Below are 20099 nucleotides of genomic sequence, written 5' to 3'. Positions count from 1 at the left end.
CCGGGTGATCGGATCCTCCTGCGTCGTGCGGACCGCGACCCAGGACGAGACCGAGGCGTGCATCGACCTGTGGGTGTCGGCGGTCGCGACACGGGACGGCGTCCCCGAGTCCGAGGCCGTCCGGTCGCGAGCGCAGGGCAAGTTCGCCGCGGAGCGGGTGGCGCTGGTCGTGGCGGAGGAGCCGACCGGGTCGGCGGACGCCGGTCGTACCGGGGCGCTCGTCGGGTTCGGCCTCGTGACCGCACCGGGCAGCGGCATGCCCGAGGACCCCGACGACGCGGCGTACCTGTCCCTCCTCGCCGTGCACCCGCGTGCGCAGGGGCGGGGTCTCGGTCGGACGCTCCTCCGTGCCGCCGTCGAGGAGGCCGCCCGCGCCGGGTACGCGCGGTCCCTGCTGCACGCGCTCGAGGACAACGCCCCCGCGCTCGGGCTCTACCGCAGTGCCGGGTTCGCGCCGGTGGGCGCGGTGTTCCCGCACGCGCTGAACGGCCGACCCACCCGGGCCTGGGTGAGCGGTCCCGCCGGGGAGCGGGCCGGGTCGAGGTCCGACCGGACCTGACGGTGGCGCGCTGTCGGCGCGCGGCGGTCGTTCGCCGACGGTCGCCGGCGCCACGGTGGCGCGCGGCGGTCAGTCGCCGACGGTCGCCGGCGCCACGGTGGTCCAGGTCGGGAAGGTCGCCGACCGGCCGTCACCGGACGACCGGCGTGTCACCCGGCGTCCGACCCAGGGCAGGACGTGCTCGCGGTAGTAGCGGGCTTCGTCGCGGACCCGCCGCCTGGCGACGGGCACCTGCGGCGGGACGGCCGGCGACGGTCCGTCGAGCACGGCGTGCAGGGCGAGGTCGGCGACGCGCTGGTGGCCGCTCGCGTTCATGTGCAGCCGGTCCGCCGACCAGAACTCGGCCCGGCGCAGGTGGGCGTCCCGCGAGACGTCGACGAAGGGCAGGCCGTGGCGGCGCGCGAGGTCGCCGAGCGCCTCGGCCCAGGCGTCCCCGCGGTGGTTGATGAGCGACCCGAGCGGGAGTCTGGCGCTCGGGTCGGCGGGACTGAGCAGGGCCATGCGCACACCGCGGTCGAGGACCGTCGTGACGGCCGACTCGAGCCGACCGATGAGGGCCGCGACGTCGAAGCGGGGTCGGAGCAGGTCGTTGCCGCCGGCGCAGAAGGTCAGGAGCGTCGGTGCGGGGTCGAGCGCCAGCGCGGCGTCCAGCTGGCCGTCGAGGACGCCGGCGAGCAGACGACCGCGCACGGCGAGGTTGGCGTACGCCACCGGGGTGCCGAGGTGGTCGGCGGTCCCGCTGGCCAACCGGCCGGTCCAACCGGGCAGCGGGACGCCGTCGGCCCGGTCGTCCCCGATGCCCTCGGAGAAGCTGTCGCCGATGGCCACGTACCGGATGCGCTGCATGCGGTCATCATCCTGCACAAGCCTGTGCAGGTTCCGGGCCGGAGGCGGACCCGGAACGAGCGTTCCAGGACCGGAGTCGCGACACACGACCGTTACACGGGGGAAACGGGCGCATCGAAGAGCCTCCTTAGTGTCGTGGCCAGAGGCGGGCGCCGCTCGCCCTTCCCACACTCGAGAGGACGCCATGGCCACGGACATCCAGGCCCCGGTCACCGCGCCGCACGCCCCCCGCACGACCGAGGCACCCGCCGGCGCCGGGGTCGTGGGGCCGGGGTACGACCCGGCGCTCACGAACGAGGACCTCGCGCCGCTGCGTCGGCAGACCTGGACGAGCTACAACATCTTCGCCTTCTGGATGTCCGACGTGCACTCGGTCGGTGGCTACGTCACCGCCGGGTCGCTCTTCGCCCTGGGCATCGCCAGTTGGCAGGTGCTCGTCGCCCTGGTGGTCGGCATCCTGGTCGTGCAGGTGTTCGCGAACCTCGTCGCCAAGCCGTCCCAGCGCACCGGGGTGCCGTACCCGGTGATCAACCGCGCGGTGTTCGGCGTCCTCGGCGCGAACGTCCCCGCGATCATCCGCGGACTGATCGCGATGGCCTGGTACGGGGTGCAGACGTTCCTCGCCGCCCAGTCGCTGAACATCGTCTTCCTCAAGTTCGTCCCGGCATCCGCCGGGCTGCTCGAGCACTCCTTCCTCGGCCTCTCGGCACTCGGCTGGATCTCGTACGCGATCCTCTGGGTGGCGCAGGGCGCGCTGTTCTGGATGGGCATGGACGCGATCCGCACGTTCATCGACTGGGCCGGTCCCGCGGTGTACGTCGTGATGATCGCGCTCGCCGTCTACCTCGTCGCCCAGGCGGGGATCGGCAACATCTCGCTCACGCTGTCGGCGGGGGAGCCGCTCTCGTTCGGGGCGAGCATCCCGGTGATGCTCTCCGCGATCGCCCTCGTCGTCAGCTACTTCTCCGGCCCGATGCTGAACTTCGGCGACTTCTCCCGCTACGCGAAGTCCTACGGGGCGGTGAAGCGCGGCAACCTGTGGGGTCTGCCGATCAACTTCCTGTTCTTCTCGGTGCTGACGGTGCTCTGCGCGAGCGCGACGGTGCCGGTGTTCGGGAAGCTCATCACCGACCCGATCGAGACCGTGCAGGCGATCGGCGCGCCGTTCGCGATCCTGCTCGGCGGCCTGACCTTCGTCACCGCCACCGTCGGCATCAACATCGTCGCGAACTTCATCAGCCCTGCCTTCGACTTCTCGAACGTGGCCCCGCGGAGGATCAGCTGGCGTGCGGGCGGCATGATCGCGGCGGTCGGCTCCGTGCTCCTCACGCCGTGGAACTGGTACGGCAACGACCAGGCGATCCTCTACACGCTGGGTGTCCTCGGCGCCCTCATCGGTCCGTTGTTCGGCATCCTCATCGCGGGCTACTACCTCGTCGCGAAGCAGCGGGTCGCGGTCGACGACATGTACACGAAGGACCCGGGCGCCCGGTACTGGTACACGAAGGGCTTCAACCCGAACGCCGTGTGGACCCTCGTCGTCACGGGCCTGGTGTCGGTCGCCAGCGCCGTCCTGCCCTCCGCGCTCGGCGTGGTCCCGTGGCTGTCGAACTACAGCTGGTTCATCGGGTGCGGCCTCGGCCTCGTCGTCTTCTGGGCCATGGAACGGGCGCGGCCCAGCATGCCCGTCCTCGCCGCCGACGACCCGACCGTCGACGACGGTGCCGCGGTCGGCCGCGACTGACCGGCCCGCCCCGCGCTCCGCGCTCCAGGTTCCCCGCCCCACGGCTCCACCCGCTCCACCTGCTCCACCGGAAGGACACCGATGCGCATCCGCGTCGTCAACCCCAACACCACGAGCTCGATGACCGCGGCGATCGGCACGGCCGCCGCCGCGGTCGCCGGGCCCGGCACGATCGTCGAGGCCGTCAACCCGACGATGGGCCCCGCATCGATCGAGAGCCACTACGAGGAGGCCCTGGCGGTCCCCGGCCTGCTCGAGCAGATCGCGATCGGTGAACAGGAGGGCGTCGACGCGTACGTCGTGGCGTGCTTCGGCGACCCGGGCCTCGACGCCGCTCGCGAGGTCGCCACCGGCCCCGTCGTCGGGATCGCCGAGGCCGGGTTCCACGCCGCGGCGATGCTCGGCCGGCGGTTCGGGGTCGTCACGACCCTGGCCCGGACCACCGGGCGGGCCCACGAGCTCGCGGAGCGGTACGGGTTCGTACCGCTCGTCACCGAGGTCCGGGCCTGCGAGGTGCCGGTGCTCCGCCTGGACGACCCCACGTCCGACGCCCGTGCCCTCGTGGTCGAGGAGTGCCGAGCGGTGATCGCCGGCGGTGCCGATGCCGTGGTGCTCGGGTGCGCCGGGATGGCCGACTTCTGCGCCGAGGTCTCCCGGGCGATCGGGGCACCGGTCGTCGACGGTGTGGCCGCGGCGACGGTGCTCGCCGAGTCGCTCGTCCGGCTCGGGCTGACGACGGGGAAGCGCGGCGAGTACGCGGTCCCGCCGGACAAGCCGATGGCGGGCGTGCTCGCGGGGTTCGAACGGAACCCGGTGGCGGGCGTGCTCGCGGGGTCCGAACGGAACCCGGTGGCGGGCGTGACGGTGGGAGCGGACGCATGACGCGCCTCCAGGACGACGGCGCCGACCGCGCCGACCGCGCCGACCTCGTCGTCCGCGCCCGACGCGCGTGGGTCGACGGCGCGTTCCGTCCCGCTGCCGTCGTCGTGCGCGACGGCCGCGTCGTCGACGTCCTGCCCGTCGACGCGACGATCGCGGCGACCGTGGACCGCACGGTCCCCGACGACCAGGTCCTGCTCCCCGGCCTCGTCGACACGCACGTGCACGTCAACGAGCCGGGCCGCACCGAGTGGGAGGGCTTCGCCTCCGCCACCCGGGCCGCGGCGCTCGGCGGCGTCACCACGATCATCGACATGCCGCTCAACTCGATCCCGGCGACGACCACCGTCGACGCGCTCGCCGTCAAGCGCGCCAGCGCCGAGGGGCGGGTCGCCGTCGACGTCGGCTTCTGGGGCGGTGCGGTGCCGGCGAGCCTCGGGTCGCTCGACCAGCTGCACGACGCGGGGGTGTTCGGGTTCAAGTGCTTCACGGCGCCCTCCGGCGTCGACGAGTTCCCGCACCTGGACGCCGAGCGGCTCCGCGCCGCGATCGAGGAGGTCGCGCGCATCGACGCCCTGCTCATCGTGCACGCGGAGGACCCCGACCACCTCGTGCCGCACGCGGCACTCGGCGGCCACTACGCGGACTTCCTCGCCACCCGGCCCGTCGACGCCGAACGGTCCGCGATCGCCCGCGTCATCGACGGCGCCCGGGCCACGGGAGCGCGCGTGCACGTCCTGCACCTGTCCGACGCGGGCGCGCTGCCGATGATCCGGGCGGCGAAGGACGACGGCGTGCGGATCACCGTCGAGACGTGCCCGCACTACCTCGCGTTCGAGGCCGGCACGATCCCGGACGGCGCCACGGCGTACAAGTGCTGTCCGCCCATCCGGGACGACGCCAACCGCGACGCGCTCTGGGCCGGTCTCGCCGACGGCACGATCGACATGGTCGTGTCCGACCACTCGCCGTCCACCGCCGACCTCAAGGTGGACGACTGGGGCCTCGCCTGGGGTGGCATCGCCGGGCTGCAGGTCGGCTTCCGGGCGGTCTGGACCGAGGCGGTCCGACGCGGCGTCCCGCTCGAGGAGCTGCTGCCGCTCTTCACGACGGGCCCGGCCGCGCTCGCCGGCTTCGCCGACCGCGGCGTCATCACGCCCGGGGCGCTGGCCCACTTCGCCGTGTTCGACCCGTCCGCCACGGCGGTCATCGACGTGGCCGGCCTGGCACACCGGAACCCGGTCTCGGCGTTCGACGGCCTGGAGGCGCGGGGCCGGGTCACCGAGACCTGGTTGCGCGGGCAGGTCGTCGCGTCCGCGGAGGACGGCGTCACCGCCGTCGCGGGGCGGCTCGTCCCACGGCCTGCGACCCGGTCCGGGTCGGTGGGGTCGCCCGCCGCCGCAACACACTCGTAACGATCGTTCCGGTAGGTTCGGATCAGGAACGGAGGAACCACCATGCTCCCAGTGAACCCGCCCGCACGCCTCCTCATGGGCCCCGGGCCGATCACCGCCGACCCGCGCGTGCTCCGTGCCCTGTCGACGCCGCTCGTCGGGCAGTACGACCCGTGGATGACGACCACGATGAACGAGACGCAGGACCGCTACCGCCGGGTGTTCGGCACCGTGAACGAGGCCACCGTGCTCGTCGACGGCACCTCGCGCGCCGGGATCGAGGCAGCGCTCGTGTCGTTGCTCGCACCCGGGGACCGCGTGCTCGTCCCGGTCTTCGGCCGCTTCGGACACCTGCTCGCCGAGATCGCCGGGCGCGCCGGCGCTGACGTCCACACGATCGAGACGGCGTGGGGGCAGGTCTTCACCCCGTCCGCGGTCGAGGAGGCGATCGTCCGTGTCCGGCCGAAGCTCCTCGCGATCGTGCAGGGCGACACCTCGACGACCATGAACCAGCCGCTCGACGAACTCGGGGCGATCTGCGAGCGGCACGGCGTGCTGTTCTACACCGACGCCACCGCCACCGTGGGCGGCAACCCGCTCGAGGTCGACGCGTGGGGGATCGACGCGGTCAGCGCCGGCCTGCAGAAGTGCCTCGGTGGGCCGTCGGGCAGCGCGCCCCTCACCCTCTCGCCGCGTGCGGTGGCCGTGCTCGACGGTCGACGCAGCGTCGAGGCCGGCATCCGCGAACCCGGCGACGAGGTCTCCGACCACCCGATCCGGTCGAACTACCTCGACCTCGCCATGATCCTCGACTACTGGGGTCCGCGTCGGCTCAACCACCACACCGAGGCCGCCTCGATGCTCTACGCGGCGAACGAGTGCGCCCGGATCCTGCTCGAGGAGGGCCGCGACGCCGCGGTCGCGCGCCACGAGACCGCGGGCCGCGCGATGACCGCCGGCGTGCAGGCGCTCGGACTCGAGGTGTTCGGGGACGTCGCCCACAAGATGCACAACGTCGTCGCGGTCGAGATCCCGAGCGACGTCGTCGGCGACCAGGTCCGCGCGGCGATGCTCGACGACCACGGCATCGAGATCGGCACGTCCTTCGGGCCGTTGCACGGCAGGGTCTGGCGCATCGGCACCATGGGCTACAACGCCCGGAAGGACACCGTCGTCACGACCCTGGCCGCCCTCGAGCACGCACTCCGTCGTGCCGGCCACGCGGTCCCGCACGGCGGCGGGGTCGACGCCGCGCTGGACGTCTACGCCGGCGCCGTGCCCGGTGCGACCGCCGCCGCGACCGCGGACACCGTCGGGGTGCACGCGTGAGCGCCGTGTCCGTCGTCCGTGCCACCGACCTCGCCACCGCCGACGCGGATCTCGTCGCGCGGTGGTGCGACGAGCTCGCCCTCGTCACCGCGGAGACCGGCCGGATCACGCGCGTCTACCTGTCACCCGAGCACGCCCGCGTGAACGAGGTCGTCGCCGGGTGGATGCGGGACGCCGGACTCCGCACGTGGCAGGACGCCGCAGGCAACCTGCACGGCCGTGCGGACGGTACCGCTCCCGACGCACCCGTGCTCCTGCTCGGATCCCACCTCGACACCGTGGTGGACGCCGGCCGCTACGACGGCGTCGTCGGTGTGCTCATGGCCATCCGGACCGTCGCACGGCTGACGGCCGACGGCGCACTGCCCGTCGCGCTCGAGGTCGTCGCGTTCTCCGACGAGGAGGGCACGCGCTTCGGCAAGGCGCTGCTCGGGTCCTCCGCCGTCGCCGGGGTGTGGGACGCCTCCTGGTGGGACCTCGAGGACGGCGACGGCGTGACGCTCCGCCAGGCCTTCACGGACTTCGGCCTCGACCCCGAGCGGGTCGGGGACGCCGCCGTCGACCCGTCGACGCTCGTCGGCTACCTCGAGGCGCACATCGAACAGGGGCCGTACCTCGAGCAGGCGGATCAGGCGCTCGGCGTCGTCACCAGCATCGCCAGCGCCCGCCGCTTCTCGGTCGAGGCCGTCGGCGAGGCCCGGCACGCCGGCGGGACACCCTACGAACGCCGCCACGACGCGCTCCTCGCCGCCGCCGAGGCCGCCCTCGCCGTCGAGCGGATCTGCCGGGCCGCCCACCACGTCGGCACCGTCGGCACCATGACCGTCGAACCCGGGGCCGTCAACGTCGTGCCGGGAACGGCCCGGTTCTCGGTCGACCTCCGCGGCGAGTTCGACGAGGGGCGCGACCGGGTGTGGGACGAACTGACGAAGGCGTTCACGCTCATCGGGGAACGCCGTGGGGTGACCGTCACGCCGACCGAGGTGCACCGGGCACCCGCGGTGTTCTGCGCGCCACGCCTGATGGACGCGGTCCGCGCCGGCATCGAGTCGACCGGGGAGACCGACCCGATGATGCTGTTCTCCCGCGCCGGGCACGACGCCATGTCGCTCGGGCTCGTCACCGACGTCGCCATGCTCTTCCTCCGCAACCCGGACGGCATCAGCCACCACCCGGACGAGTTCGTCTCCGTCGGGGACATCGCCCTCGGGCTCGACGCGCTCGCCGTCGCCGTCGGACGGGTGGCCGCGGCGTGAGCACCGCCGGGCCCGACGTCCGCGCCCGCATCGACGCCGTGTGGGAGCGGCTCTCGCCGGCCGAGCGACGCGTCGCCGCGATGGTCCGGCACGACCCGGAGCTGCTGCTCGTCGGCACCTCGGCCGAGCTCGCCGCCGAGTCGGGCACGTCGAAGGCCACGGTCTCGCGGCTCGTCCGGTCGCTCGGGTTCCAGGACGCCGCCGAGGTCCGGCAGAACCTCATGTCCGCCCGCGGCACCGGTCTGCCCTGGGCCGCCGAGGACGCGGCCCACGTCGACCAGCGCGCCGTCGAGTCACGGAACCTCGACGCGGCGTTCGCCTCGCTCGCCCGCGCCGACCGCCCCCGCCTGGCGCGACGGATCGTCCGCGCCCGGCGCGTCCTGGTCGTCGGCGAACGCGGTGCCCACCCGATCGCCCTGCAGCTGCGCGCCCAGCTCGCGCAGGTCCGCCCGGACGTCCGGGTCGGGCCGGCGCCGGGCCAGCGCCTCGGAGAAGAGGTCGCCGACCTCGACCGCCGCGACCTGGTCGTGATCGTCACCGTCCGACGGCACGCATCGGGCGTCGGACGGCTCGTCGGGCACTGCGTCGCCACCGGCGCCGACGTCGTCGTGCTGGGCGACCCGACCGCTGCGGTGATCGCCGCGCCGGCGGCCACCGCCGTCCTCTGCCCGGTGGACTCCCCGTCGGCGTTCGACTCGATGGCGGCCCTGTTCGCCGTCGTCGCGGCGATCGCGAACGACGTCTACGAGGCGTCGGGCCCTGGTGGCCGGGCCCGTGTCGACGCCGTCGCCGCGGCCTACGACGCGCTCGGGGAGCTCACCGCGCCCTGAGCTCCGCCGCGAGCGAGGCGTTGCGGGCACGGATGAGCCGCGGCAGGTAGCGCGCGAGCGCCACGCGCTCGGCGAGCCGTCCCAGCGGTCCGAGCGGCGCGCGGAACTCGATCTCGTCGACCATCCGCGTGCCGCGAGCCGACGGCTCGAAGCGGTGGACGTGGTGGAAGCGGGCGAACGGCCCACGCACCTGCTCGTCGACGAACCGGTGCGGCGCCTCCAGGGCGGTGATCCGACTCGTCATCCGCCAGACGATCCCGAAGTGCCGGGCGCGCCAGGTGACCGTCTCGCCCAGGCCGATCGTGCCGGACGTCGTGCCGGCCACGGCGCGTTCGCTGCTCGCGGCCATGGAGCGCTCGTGCGCGCCGATGTCGAGGGAGAGCGCGAAGGCGCGCTCCGGCGGGACGTCGAGTTCGGTGACGACCCGGAACGACACCGTCACGCGACCGGCCAGACCGTCGGGGCGGAGCGGTCGTCGTCGCGGAGGACCGCGGCGAGGAGCTGGTCGTGACGTCGACCTCGGTGGTGCACGCCGGACCGGAGGCGGCCCTCGAAGCGGATGCCGAGCCGCTGCGCGACCGCGGCCGACGCGGTGTTCGTCGCGATCGCCCGCCACTGCACGCGGACCAGGTCGAGTCCCCGCGGCCCGGGGGCGAAGGCCCAGTCGAGGACGGCCCGTGCCGCCTCCGTCGTGAAGCCGTGCCCGCGGCCGTCCGGGTGCACCGCGTAGCCGATCTCCGCGGCGCCGTGGTCGAAGCCGAACAGTCCGACCGTGCCGAGCAGACGCCGGTCGTCCGTGCGTCGGATCCCGAAGTCGTAGCGGGTGTCGGTCGCCCAGCCCGTCCGGACCACCTCGGTGATCCACTGGCGGGCCTCGGCGCGACCGTAGGGAACGGGGACCGGCGTGGAGGCGATCACGTCCGGGTCGTTCGCGTACGCCACCACGTCGGCGGCGTCGGCGGGCTCCGGGACGGAGAGGACGAGCCGGTCGGTGCGGAGCGTGACGGGGTCCATGGGCCGAGCCTAACCACGACGGTACGAGCGGTAGCGTCGGAGCCATGACGTTCGACGCGCTCCCGTTCCCGGTCATCGACGGCCACAACGACCTGCCGTGGGAGCGGCGCGACACGCACGACTCCGGGGTCGAGGGCATCGACTCCGAGGAGGGCTCGCTCCACACCGACCTGCCGAAGCTGCGGGCCGGCGGCGTGGTCGGGCAGTTCTGGTCGGTGTTCGTGCCCGCCGACGACCCCGACCCGGTGCGCACGACCCTGCAGCAGGTCGACCTCGCGCACCGGATCGTCGCGCGGTACCCCGACACGCTCGCACCCGCGCGGACCGCCGACGACGTGCGTGCGGCGATCGACTCCGGCCGGATCGCCTCCCTGCTCGGCGCCGAGGGCGGCCACTCCATCGGCGACGACCTCGCGGTGCTCCGCACCCTCGCGCGGCTCGGCGTGCGGTACATGACCCTCACCCACAACGACGACACCCCGTGGGCCGACTCGGCGACCGGGTCGCACCCGCACGGCGGCCTGACCGACCGCGGCCGCGAGGTGGTGGCCGAGATGGAGCGGGTCGGCATGCTCGTCGACCTCTCCCACACCGCCCCGGCGACGATGCACGACACCCTCGACGTCGCCACGCAGCCGGTCGTCTTCAGCCACTCGTCGACCGTCGCCGTCGCCGACCACCCCCGGAACGTCCCCGACGACGTGCTCGCGCGCCTGGCCGACAACGGCGGCGTCGTGATGATCACGTTCGTCCCGGCGTTCGTCTCGCAGGCCTGGGCCGAGTGGGAGGACGCCGGGTCCGTGGGGGAGCCGCCGCTGGTGACCGTGTCCGACGTCGCCGACCACGTCGAGCACGCGCGCGACGTCGCGGGAGCGGGGCACATCGGCCTCGGCGGCGACTACGACGGCACCCCGGTGCTGCCGCCGGACCTGCGGGACGTCTCGCGGTACCCGGTGCTCGCGGCGGAGCTGCAGCGGCGCGGGTGGGGTGCCGAGGACCTGCGGGCACTGGCGGGCAGCAACGTGCTGCGGGTGCTCGAGGCGACGGACGAGCGGTTCACGAGGGTCGGCTCGGTGCGCTGAGGGCGGGCGCGGGCCCGTCGGTCAGCCGTACGTCGGGTACTGCGGCCAGCCCTCCGGGCTGTCCTCCCAGTCCTGCTGTCGCCCGTACACGGTGCGGTCCATGATGTGCGCGACGGGCAGGATCGCCTCCGTGCCACGCGAACCGGTCGCGTACGTCAGGTAGGGCACGCCGTCGCGCAGCAGGTAGTACGAGTACCCGGGCACCGGGCCGTCCCAGTCGTCACCGTGCACGGTCCAGCCCCAGTCGTCGTGGTAGCTCGTCGCACCGGAGGACACCCAGGTGTGTGACCAGCCGTGCTGCTGCCGCCAGGCCTCGAGCTTCTCGATCGGCCCTTCCGAGACCATGGCGAACGCGATCCCCTCGTCGTCGAGGCGCCGCATGTCGGCGGGCAGGTTGTCGACGGCCCAGGTGCAGCTGGGGCACCCCTCGTCCCAGTCCCGGCCGTACATGACGTTCTGGACGAGGAGCAGGTACCCGTCACGGAACAGGTCGGTCAGGCGCACGGGCCCCTCCGGGCCGGTGAACTCGTAGTCGTCGACGCGGACCATGGGCAGCCGGCGGCGAGCGGCCGACACGCGGTCACCGTGTCGGGTGAGATCCTTCTCGTCGCGCACCTGCGCGGCGAGCGCCGCGTCGAACGCGGCGCGGTCGACGACCCGCGGGGCGGCTCCGGGCTGCTGGTCCTTCGACATGGCGACCTCCTCGTCGTTGCGGCGCAGCGTACGCGCGCCGCGGTGCCGGGGCAACGGGCCGGGAGGCGCGGTGACCGTCCGGCGCGCGACGCACGTCACGGGACAGGGCCACGTCGGGTGCGCTCGCTAGGATCGCAGCGCACGCCGTGCCTCCAGAGGGGTGGGCACGCGACCTGACCCGATGAGGACGGAACCGATGAGCGGCACCATCTACGACGACATCTCGCAGGCGTTCGGCAACACGCCGCTGGTCCGGCTGAACCGCCTGCCGCGGGAAGGCGGGGCCGAGGTCCTCGCGAAGCTCGAGTTCTACAACCCCGGTTCGAGCGTGAAGGACCGACTCGGCGTCGCCATCGTCGACGCCGCCGAGGCATCCGGCGAACTGCAGGCCGGCGGCACCATCGTCGAGGGCTCCTCCGGCAACACCGGCATCGCCCTCGCGCTCGTCGGCGCGGCCCGCGGGTACCGGGTCGTCATCGCCATGCCGGAGACCATGAGCGTCGAGCGACGGGCCCTCGTCCGGGCGTTCGGCGCGGAGATCGTGCTGACCCCGGGGCCGGAGGGCATGAAGGGCGCGGTCTCGCGCGCCGAGCAGATCGTCGCCGAGACACCGGGCGCGATCCTCGCCCACCAGTTCGAGACCGCTGCGAACGCCGCGATCCACCGGAAGACCACCGCCGAGGAGATCCTCCGCGACACCGAGGGCCACGTCGACGTCTTCGTCGCGGGTGTCGGGACGGGCGGCACCATCACGGGCGTCGGGCAGGTGCTCAAGGAGCGCGTCCCCGGGGTGCAGATCGTCGCGGTCGAGCCGAAGGACTCCCCGCTCCTGACCGAGGGCAAGGCCGGTCCGCACAAGATCCAGGGCATCGGCGCCAACTTCGTCCCCGAGGTGCTCGACCGCAGCGTCATCGACGAGGTCTTCGACGTCGAGCTCGACGACGCGCTCCGGGTCGCCCGCGACCTCGGGACGCAGGAGGGCATCCTCGCCGGCATCTCGTCCGGTGCGATCGTGCACGCTGCGATCGAGATCGCCGCACGACCGGAGAACGCCGGCAAGCGGGTCGTCGCGATCGTCTGCGACACCGGGGAGCGCTACCTGTCGACGGTGCTCTTCGAGGGACTCACTGCGTGACGCGGACCGCCCGACGAGGCGTGCTGCGGACCATCCGCGAGGACCTCTCCGCAGCACGCCGCGGTGACCCCGCTTCCCGGGGCGACCTCGAGAACGCCGTCGTCTACTCGGGGCTCCACGCCGTCTGGACCCACCGGCTGACGCACCGCCTCTGGCTCGCGCGAGGACTGCCCGGGTCACGGTTCGCCGCCCGCGTCCTCGCCCAGGTCGCACGCTCGCTGACCGGCATCGAGATCCACCCCGGAGCCCGCATCGGTCGCCGGTTCTTCATCGACCACGGCATGGGCGTGGTGATCGGGGAGACCGCGGTGGTCGGCGACGACGTCCTGGTGTTCCACGGCGTGACCCTCGGCGGCCGCGGCGGCGAGCACGGCCCCGGTGCCCGGCGTCACCCCGCGGTGGGGGACCGGGTCGTCCTCGGTGCCGGATCGTCGCTCATCGGCGCGATCACGGTCGGGGCGGACTCGGTGGTCGGCGCGAACACCGTCGTGACGAAGGACGTGCCGGCCGGTTCGGTGGTCACCGGGGTCGCCGGGACGGCGCGTCCTCGGTCGGGGCACGAGGGCGTGCCGCCGCTCTGACGCGGAGGCGTCAGCTCTTCTCGCAGGCGATCCCGTCGGCGTCGGCGTCCATCTTCTTGTTCGCGTTGTAGAGCGCGTCGTCCTTCTTCACCGTGCCCTTGAGCGCACGGTAGGTGACCTTGCCCTTCGAGGTGACGCGGTTCTTCGTCACGGACTTCTTGGCGATGCCGCCGGAGTACACCTTCTGCACGGCAGTGCAGTTCTTGTACACCGTCGGGGCGGCCTGCGCGGTGGAGGCGCCCCCGACCACGACGGACGCGGCGAGGACGACGGACGCGGCGGTGACGCCGAGAGCACGGGTGAGACGCACGGGATTCCCCCCAAGGGACGATCGTGGCCGCGCGGGCGGCCGCCGCGTCGGGCGCACGGCGTGATGATCGTACGCCGCGCCGGTCGAGGCGGGACGACCCCAGAAGGAGGCGCGCCGTCGTCGGCGTGCGGCATGCTGAGGTGCATGGACGGCGAGACGTTGCACGAGGTCGCTGTGCGGACGGCGATGGCACTGCCGGCGGTGACGGAGACGCAGCCCTTCGGCGAGGGCGCGTTCGTGTACAAGGTCGTCGGCAAGATGTTCGTGATGACGTCGGAGCTCCGTGGCGTCCCGATCGTGAACCTGAAGTGCGCGCCGCCGCACGCGGCCGCGCTGGTCCGGGACCACGAGGAGATCACGCCCGGCTGGCACATGAACAAGCGGCACTGGATCACGCTGTCGCCCGGCGACGGCCTCGACGAGACGCTGGTGGAGGACCTCGTCGGCAACGCGTACGACCTGGTCGTCGCCGGGCTGCCGCGCGCGAAGCGCCCGGTCGACCCGTCCCGCGGCACCGGATCGCGGGACGCCTGACACAGAGGCCGTTCTGCGCCATGATCGTCTCGTGACCCCGAACCGCGAAGACGAGCAGCCGACGGTCGTCGCCGTGAGCCGTGACCCCGACCACCACTTCACCAAGCCCGTGGTCGACGCGGTCGTCCTCGTCGAGGGCTGGGGGATCGAGGGCGACGCACACGCCGGGACGACGGTGCAGCACCGGTCCCGCGTCGCCCGTGACCCGTCCCAGCCGAACCTCCGCCAGGTGCACCTGCTGCACGCAGAGGTCTTCGACGAGGTCGCCGACGCCGGGTTCGCCGTGGCGCCCGGTCAGATGGGCGAGAACGTCACGACCCGCGGCGTGGACCTGCTCGGTCTGCCCACCGGCACGCTGCTGCACCTCGGCGACGAAGCGTGCGTCCGCGTCACGGGGCTGCGGAACCCGTGCCAGCAGATCAACGACTTCGAACCCGGGCTGCTCCGAGCCGTCCTCGGCCGTGCGGAGGACGGGACGGTCGAGCGGAAGGGCGGCGTGATGTCGGTCGTGGTCACCGGGGGAGTCGTGCGTCCGGGGGACCGCATCCGGGTGCAGCTGCCCGCCGGGGAACAGCAGCCGCTCAGCCCGGTCTGACGCAGCGGGTCGTCCGCATCGGTACTGTCCTCTTCGTGAGTGTTCGTCGTCGTGCGTCCCGTGTCGTGTCCATCGGGGTGGTCGCCGCCCTGGCCGCATCGTTGACCGGCTGCGGTGAGGGGGCGGGCGTCGACAGCGACTACGCGAAGATCTGCCGCGACAACTCCACGCAGAAGCGGCTCCCCGACGACGACTGCAACAACCACGGCGGACACGCGGGCTGGTACTACCTGCCGCTCAGCAGCAGTCGGACGACGAAGGTCCCCGCCGTCGGTGACGCGGTCTCGGGCGGCACGACCACGCTCCCGTCCGGCAAGACCGCGGAGTCCGGCGTCTCGTCCCGCGGCAGTTCGGTGTCGAAGGGCGGGTTCGGCGGTTCCGGCGAACACGGCGGGTTCGGCGGCTGATGCAGCGGGTCGAGTTCGCCGCCCGCCCGGACTGGCAGCGGCGGATCCAGCAGACCGGTCTGATCTACTCCCGCTCCGTCCGCGACGACGGCACGGAGGTCGAGTACTGGAACGACGGCGCCGCGTACGTGTTCACGTTGCCGGAGGTCGAGGCCCTGGAGCAGCAGACCGAGGAACTGCACCGGATGTGCCTCGAAGCCGCGCGCTGGATGGCGTCGGGGGCGCTCGGCACGCTCGGCCTCACCCGTGCCGGGTTCGACCTGGCGGCCTGGTCGCTCGAGCAGCAGGAACCCGACGTGTACGCCCGGTTCGACCTGGCGTACGCGGGCGACGGCTCTCCGGCGAAGATGCTCGAGTACAACGGCGACACCCCCACCGGACTCATCGAGGCGTCCGTCACGCAGTGGCACTGGCTGCAGGACCGCCTGGCCGCGGGCGACGTCCCGTCCGGGGCCGACCAGTGGAACGGCATCCACGAGGCCATGGTCGCCCGGTGGCGGACCCTGCTGCACGAGTCGCTCCGCGCCGAGGACGGCGGCCGGTTGTTCGTCGCACACTCAGACCTCGACACCGCCGGCGAGGACTGGGACACCGTCGCGTACATGCGGGACCTCGCCGGCGAGGCCGGCTGGGAGCACACCGGCATCGAGATGAAGGACATCGGCTGGCACGCGGCGGCCCGACAGTTCGTCGGGAACGAGGAACCCGCCGGGTCCTCACGCAGCGTCTTCACCCTCCCCGGGGACGAACCGGGAACCCAGTACCCGGTGATCCGGAACATCTTCAAGCTCTACCCCTGGGAGGACCTGGTCTCCGGTGAGGACCGGGCGCAGGGCGACCAGGAGTTCGGCTCGTTCCTCGTGCGCGACCGCGGACGCTTCGGTCGTTGGTACGAGCCGGCGTGGAAGCTGTTCCTGTCGAACAAGCTCCTCCTCGTCGCGCTCTGGCGGCTCTTCCCCGACCACCCGAACCTGCTGCCCGCGTACGCGGACGGACCGCACGGCATAACCGACTACGTCGTCAAGCCCGTGTTCGGTCGTGAGGGCGACGGCATCGCCGTGCACCGCGCCGACGGCTCCGTGACGACGAACGGTCGCGACTACCGCCGCCCGGGCGCCGGCGGGGAGCAGGTGTGGCAGCAGTACCACGAGCTGCCGGACTTCCCGGGCACGAACGGACACAACCACCCGGTCCTCGGGTCGTGGGTGGTGGACGGCGAGTCCTTCGGCGTCGGCATCCGCGAGTCCGACGGTCCGATCACCGACTACTGGTGCCGGTTCGCGCCGAACCTCATCCTGCCCTGATGGCCGGGTGCGGCCTGCTCTGAGGGCCGGGGGCAGCCTGCCCTGAGGGCCGGTGGCGGCCAGGCGGTCCGCGTCAGGCCGCAGCGGGTGCGACGGTCTCGGCGGTCGTGGCGGCGACCTCCGGCTCGTCGGACTCGTGCCGGTGCGTCCTGCCGACGGGCAGGAACAGGGCGACGACGGCCGATGCCAGCACCACCGCGGCACCGACCAGGACCGCCGTCCGGGCGGCGTCGACGTAGCCCGTCGGGGTCAGCTGTCCGCCGTCCCCGGTGAACACCGCCGTCAGGACCGCGACGCCGAGGGCGATGCCGATCTGCCGGACGGTCGCGTTCGCGCCGGACGCCTTGGCCTGGTCGTCGGCGCGGATGGCGGCGAGGACGGCGGCGGAGATCGGGGCGAAGATCAGCCCGACGCCGAGCCCGGCGAGGACGAAGCCCGGCAGGAGCGTCGCGTAGGCCACGCCCCGGCTGATCGTCAGCGCCAGTTCGACGAGGCCGGCGGTCAGGGACACCAGCCCGGCGACGATGAGCGCGCGGGTGCCGACCCGCGGGGCGATCAAGCCGGACAGCGGCGCGACGACCAGGGGCGCGAGCGTCCACGGCAGCGTCTCCACGCCGGCTCGCAGCGGCGTCTCGGCCTGCACGACCTGCAGGAACTGCAGGAGGATGAACACGGAACCGAACATGCCGAAGTTGAACGCCAGGAAGACGGTGTTCCCCAGCGCGAACCCGCGGTCGCGGAAGAGCCGGAGCGGCAGGAGCGGCGACGACGTGCGTGCTTCCCGGAGCACGAAGGCGACGATCAGTGCTGCACCGAGTGCGAGCGAGCCGATGATCTGCGGGTCGTCCCACCCGAGGTCGTTGCCCCGGACCACGCCGAACACGATGCCGAGGATGCCGAGGCCGGCGAGCAGGACGCCGAGGACGTCGGCCCGGAGCTTGGCACCGAGGGTGTTCGGGAGCGCGAGGACGGCGAGCGGGACGGCGACGATGCCGGCGGGCACGTTGATCCAGAAGACCGCCTGCCAGGTCCAGTGCTCGACGACGGCGCCGCCGATGACCGGACCGAGCGCGTTGCCCAGCCCGGCGACACTGCCCCAGATCCCGATCGCGAGCGACCGGTACCGGTCACCGGCGCTCCCGACGAGCAGGGTCAGCGACAGCGGCGTGATGGCCGCTGCGCCCGCGCCCTGGAGCGCACGTGCCGCGATGAGGGGGCCGGGGTCGCTGCTCAGCGCGCAGAGCACCGAGCCGATCGTGAAGACCGCGATGCCGGCGACGAACAGGTGTCGACGACCGAGCCGGTCACCGAGTCCGACCGCCAGCAGGATGAGTGCGGCGAAGGTCAGCGTGTAGGCGTTCGTGATCCACTGCAGGTCCTCGACGCTGGCCCCGGTGTCCCGGTGGATGACCGGGAGGGCGCTGGTGACGACGAGGTTGTCGAGGGTGGCCATGAACATCGGCAGCGAGGCGGCGGCGATCGCCAGCCAGATCGGGACGTGGCGCGGTGCGGTGCGGAGTTTCGTCATGATGACCTGACTGGCGAGGGGCGGTGGACCCTCGGAACGCTAGGCACGGTCGAGAGGCCTGACGTCCGTGGCACCACCGATGCACACCGCGGCCCCGACGAGCTGCTCCCGGTGCGTAGGAGTACGGATGACGCGGCTCACCGGAGGCCACATGCTGGACCGACGGCCGTCCGCGTGCTCGGCGACGCGGGTAGCGTGGGCGGCCGTCCAGGAGCGGAAGCGAGGGAGCGCGTGGAGAACGTACCGTCCGAGATGCAGGCCGTGGTCCTGCGGGGCCACGGCGACCTCGACGTGGTGCAGGCGGACCGGGTGCCGGTCCCCGCGCCGGGTCCGGACGAGGTGCTGGTCGACGTCGCCGCCGTCGCCCTGAACAACACCGACCTCTGGACGCGGGAGGGTGCCTACGGCACCTCGGACGACCCGGACGCCCGGTCCGGCTGGCGCGGCCCGATCGACTTCCCGCGCATCCAGGGCGCCGACGTCGCCGGCACCGTTCGAGCCGTCGGCAGCTCCGTGGGGAGCGAGTGGATCGGTCGCCGGGTGCTCGTCGACCCCTCGATCTACGACGGGCCCGGCGACGACGCCGACCCGGTCGGCCTGATGGGCAGCGAGCGGGACGGCGGCTACGCCGAGTTCGTCGCGGTGCCCGCCGACCAGGTGCACGACATGACCGACTCACCGCTGACCGACCAGGAACTGGCGGCACTCCCCACGGCCTACGGCACCGCGTTCGGGATGCTCGAGCGTGGCCGTGCCGGCGCGGGCGACGTGGTCCTCGTGTCCGGTGCATCCGGCGGCGTGGGACTCGCGGCGGTGCAGCTCGCGAAGGCCCGAGGAGCCCACGTCGTCGCGATCAGCAGCGCAGGGAAGGCCGAGGCCGTCCGTGCCGCCGGGGCCGACGTGGTGGTCGACCGGGGTCAGGACGACCTCGTCCGTGCCGTGCGCGACGCCAGCGACGGCGGGATCGACGTCGCGGTCGACGTGGTCGCCGGCCGGCTCGTCAGCGACCTCGTCCCGGTGCTCCGCGAGGGCGGTCGCTGGGTGGTCGCGGGCGCGCTCGGCGGCCACGAGGTCCACCTCGACATCCGGCGCCTGTACCTCCACAACAAGCAGCTCATCGGGTCGTCGATGCACACCAGGGCCCACTTCCGGCAGCTGACCGACCTCGCCCGGGCTGGGGCGTTCCGTCCGGTCATCGCGCAGACCTGGCCCCTCGAGGAGGCCGCCGCGGCCCAGGAGGCCCTCGCGACGCGGGGGCACGTCGGCAAGCTCCTGCTCGTGCCCGGGCGTCCCTGACACCGCCGCGCGTGCGCGGGTCGGGGAGCCCCGTCGCCGCGGTCGGACCACGGGATCACATCGACGGAGCGCCCGCCCGCCCCAGCACCTTCGTCACGTCCCGCACCACCGACGGCGGGAGCCCCGGCCCCGACTCGAGCACCGCCCGGGCCTGCTCCATCGTGGGCCCGGAGAAAAGCTGGCCGATCGTGACCCCGTGCGCCGGCCGGTGGACGACGACGACCGGGTCGCCCGCCGTGACCGGGCCGGAACGCAGCACCCGCAGGTAGGCACCGGGCCGTCCCTCCGCGGCGAACCGCTTCACCCAGCCGGTGATGCGCATCCGCCGGGCGAAGGTGCCGCAGGGGATCCGGGGGACGGTGACCTCGAGCTCCAGGCGCTCGCCGATCCGCCAGCGCTCGCCGGTCACGGCTCCGGTGACGTCGATGCCGGACGTCCGGAGGTTCTCGCCGAAGAGGCCGGGCGGGACGTCGCGGTCGAGCACGTCGGCGAAGTACCGGGCGTCCTCGTCGGCGTAGGCGTAGACCGCCTGGTCCGGGCCGCCGTGGTGCTTCCGGTCCGCCTGCACGTCGGCGTGCAGCCCGAGGGGCCGGACCCGGACGGGGCCGTCCACGGGACGCTTGTCGATGGCGGTGATCCCGATGGTGCCGGGGTCGCGCAGCAGCTGGTCCACGCGGCAGACGGCGGTGACGGAGGGCATGTACCCACCCTGCCGCACGGCGTGACGATCGGTCGTCCCGACCCGTCACATCCACGGGGGTACCGGCCCGCCGGGAACCCCCA

22 protein-coding genes are annotated in these 20099 nt (G+C 73.2%); 15 read left to right on the top strand and 7 right to left on the bottom strand.

The window, feature by feature from the left end; genetic code table 11:
* Nucleotides 1-4: 4 nt before the first annotated feature.
* Entirely contained in the window at nucleotides 5-559 is a 555-nt protein-coding gene (locus AAEP86_RS16820; RefSeq protein WP_420368421.1) for a GNAT family N-acetyltransferase, read from the top strand.
* Between the two features lie 69 nt (nucleotides 560-628).
* Here AAEP86_RS16820 and AAEP86_RS16815 read toward each other — a convergent pair whose 3' ends face one another.
* Nucleotides 629-1405, bottom strand: a complete 777-nt coding sequence (locus tag AAEP86_RS16815; protein WP_420368420.1) for an SGNH/GDSL hydrolase family protein — start codon at nucleotides 1403-1405, stop codon at nucleotides 629-631.
* A gap of 184 nt (nucleotides 1406-1589) precedes the next feature.
* Here AAEP86_RS16815 and AAEP86_RS16810 point away from each other — a divergent pair, with 184 nt between their 5' ends.
* The 6 genes from AAEP86_RS16810 (at nucleotide 1590) to AAEP86_RS16785 (ending at nucleotide 8837) form a co-directional block, all read left to right on the top strand.
* Entirely contained in the window at nucleotides 1590-3149 is a 1560-nt protein-coding gene (locus tag AAEP86_RS16810) for an NCS1 family nucleobase:cation symporter-1 (RefSeq protein ID WP_420368419.1), read from the top strand.
* Between the two features lie 81 nt (nucleotides 3150-3230).
* Nucleotides 3231-4031: an aspartate/glutamate racemase family protein gene (locus AAEP86_RS16805; protein WP_420368418.1), complete on the top strand. Its 801-nt coding sequence runs from the start codon at nucleotides 3231-3233 to the stop codon at nucleotides 4029-4031.
* Nucleotides 4028-5443, top strand: a complete 1416-nt coding sequence (allB, locus tag AAEP86_RS16800) for an allantoinase AllB (RefSeq protein WP_420368417.1) — start codon at nucleotides 4028-4030, stop codon at nucleotides 5441-5443. Before AAEP86_RS16805 ends, allB begins: the two co-directional genes overlap by 4 nt.
* Nucleotides 5444-5485: 42 nt before the next feature.
* Complete coding sequence (locus tag AAEP86_RS16795; protein WP_420368416.1) at nucleotides 5486-6751, top strand: pyridoxal-phosphate-dependent aminotransferase family protein; 1266 nt, start codon at nucleotides 5486-5488, stop codon at nucleotides 6749-6751.
* The gene (locus tag AAEP86_RS16790) at nucleotides 6748-8007 is read left to right on the top strand and encodes an allantoate amidohydrolase (protein WP_420368415.1); all 1260 of its coding nucleotides are present in this window, start codon (nucleotides 6748-6750) and stop codon (nucleotides 8005-8007) included. The genes AAEP86_RS16795 and AAEP86_RS16790 overlap by 4 nt, the downstream gene beginning before the upstream one ends.
* Nucleotides 8004-8837: a MurR/RpiR family transcriptional regulator gene (locus tag AAEP86_RS16785; RefSeq protein WP_420368414.1), complete on the top strand. Its 834-nt coding sequence runs from the start codon at nucleotides 8004-8006 to the stop codon at nucleotides 8835-8837. Before AAEP86_RS16790 ends, AAEP86_RS16785 begins: the two co-directional genes overlap by 4 nt.
* On the opposite strand, the gene AAEP86_RS16780 is transcribed toward AAEP86_RS16785, so the two are convergent.
* On the bottom strand, nucleotides 8824-9279 hold the full coding sequence (locus AAEP86_RS16780; RefSeq protein WP_420368413.1) for an SRPBCC family protein: 456 nt from the start codon (nucleotides 9277-9279) through the stop codon (nucleotides 8824-8826). The two genes, AAEP86_RS16785 and AAEP86_RS16780, sit on opposite strands and share 14 nt — an antisense overlap.
* Nucleotides 9276-9851 (bottom strand): GNAT family N-acetyltransferase, encoded by a 576-nt coding sequence (locus AAEP86_RS16775; protein WP_420368412.1) that lies wholly within the window; start codon nucleotides 9849-9851, stop codon nucleotides 9276-9278. Before AAEP86_RS16775 ends, AAEP86_RS16780 begins: the two co-directional genes overlap by 4 nt.
* A gap of 44 nt (nucleotides 9852-9895) precedes the next feature.
* On the opposite strand from AAEP86_RS16775, the gene AAEP86_RS16770 reads away from it, so the two are divergent.
* Nucleotides 9896-10933, top strand: a complete 1038-nt coding sequence (locus tag AAEP86_RS16770) for a dipeptidase (protein ID WP_420368411.1) — start codon at nucleotides 9896-9898, stop codon at nucleotides 10931-10933.
* Between the two features lie 21 nt (nucleotides 10934-10954).
* Here AAEP86_RS16770 and AAEP86_RS16765 read toward each other — a convergent pair whose 3' ends face one another.
* A complete protein-coding gene (locus AAEP86_RS16765; protein ID WP_420368410.1) occupies nucleotides 10955-11626 on the bottom strand; it encodes a DUF899 family protein in 672 nt (223 codons plus the stop codon).
* Between the two features lie 196 nt (nucleotides 11627-11822).
* Here AAEP86_RS16765 and cysK point away from each other — a divergent pair, with 196 nt between their 5' ends.
* Nucleotides 11823-12761: a cysteine synthase A gene (cysK, locus tag AAEP86_RS16760; RefSeq protein WP_420368409.1), complete on the top strand. Its 939-nt coding sequence runs from the start codon at nucleotides 11823-11825 to the stop codon at nucleotides 12759-12761.
* Nucleotides 12758-13342 carry a serine O-acetyltransferase EpsC gene (epsC, locus tag AAEP86_RS16755; RefSeq protein WP_420368408.1) on the top strand — a complete coding sequence of 195 codons (585 nt, stop codon included), beginning with the start codon at nucleotides 12758-12760 and terminating at the stop codon, nucleotides 13340-13342. Before cysK ends, epsC begins: the two co-directional genes overlap by 4 nt.
* A 10-nt stretch (nucleotides 13343-13352) precedes the next feature.
* Here epsC and AAEP86_RS16750 read toward each other — a convergent pair whose 3' ends face one another.
* On the bottom strand, nucleotides 13353-13652 hold the full coding sequence (locus AAEP86_RS16750) for an excalibur calcium-binding domain-containing protein (protein ID WP_420368407.1): 300 nt from the start codon (nucleotides 13650-13652) through the stop codon (nucleotides 13353-13355).
* A gap of 144 nt (nucleotides 13653-13796) precedes the next feature.
* Here AAEP86_RS16750 and AAEP86_RS16745 point away from each other — a divergent pair, with 144 nt between their 5' ends.
* From AAEP86_RS16745 to AAEP86_RS16730, 4 genes are read left to right on the top strand one after another with little or no spacing between them, the layout of a single operon-like run.
* Entirely contained in the window at nucleotides 13797-14186 is a 390-nt protein-coding gene (locus AAEP86_RS16745; protein WP_420368406.1) for an MmcQ/YjbR family DNA-binding protein, read from the top strand.
* A gap of 31 nt (nucleotides 14187-14217) precedes the next feature.
* Nucleotides 14218-14781, top strand: a complete 564-nt coding sequence (locus tag AAEP86_RS16740) for an MOSC domain-containing protein (RefSeq protein ID WP_420368405.1) — start codon at nucleotides 14218-14220, stop codon at nucleotides 14779-14781.
* A gap of 35 nt (nucleotides 14782-14816) precedes the next feature.
* On the top strand, nucleotides 14817-15188 hold the full coding sequence (locus AAEP86_RS16735; RefSeq protein WP_420368404.1) for a tRNA-dihydrouridine synthase: 372 nt from the start codon (nucleotides 14817-14819) through the stop codon (nucleotides 15186-15188).
* Complete coding sequence (locus AAEP86_RS16730; protein WP_420368403.1) at nucleotides 15188-16492, top strand: glutathionylspermidine synthase family protein; 1305 nt, start codon at nucleotides 15188-15190, stop codon at nucleotides 16490-16492. Before AAEP86_RS16735 ends, AAEP86_RS16730 begins: the two co-directional genes overlap by 1 nt.
* Before the next feature lie 73 nt (nucleotides 16493-16565).
* Here AAEP86_RS16730 and AAEP86_RS16725 read toward each other — a convergent pair whose 3' ends face one another.
* Nucleotides 16566-18020 carry a DHA2 family efflux MFS transporter permease subunit gene (locus AAEP86_RS16725; RefSeq protein ID WP_420368402.1) on the bottom strand — a complete coding sequence of 485 codons (1455 nt, stop codon included), beginning with the start codon at nucleotides 18018-18020 and terminating at the stop codon, nucleotides 16566-16568.
* Between the two features lie 231 nt (nucleotides 18021-18251).
* Between AAEP86_RS16725 and AAEP86_RS16720 the strand changes: the two genes are divergently transcribed.
* Nucleotides 18252-19316, top strand: coding sequence for a zinc-binding dehydrogenase (locus AAEP86_RS16720; RefSeq protein ID WP_420368401.1), 1065 nt, complete (start codon nucleotides 18252-18254; stop codon nucleotides 19314-19316).
* A gap of 55 nt (nucleotides 19317-19371) precedes the next feature.
* Here AAEP86_RS16720 and AAEP86_RS16715 read toward each other — a convergent pair whose 3' ends face one another.
* Nucleotides 19372-20016, bottom strand: coding sequence for an MOSC domain-containing protein (locus AAEP86_RS16715; protein WP_420368400.1), 645 nt, complete (start codon nucleotides 20014-20016; stop codon nucleotides 19372-19374).
* Between the last annotated feature and the right edge of the window lie 83 nt (nucleotides 20017-20099).

It is taken from the genome of Curtobacterium sp. L1-20, from assembly GCF_048755855.1.
Lineage (GTDB): Bacteria > Actinomycetota > Actinomycetes > Actinomycetales > Microbacteriaceae > Curtobacterium.
Note: the sequence above shows the minus strand (reverse complement) of the source record. Positions and strands in the feature narration are given on the sequence as shown.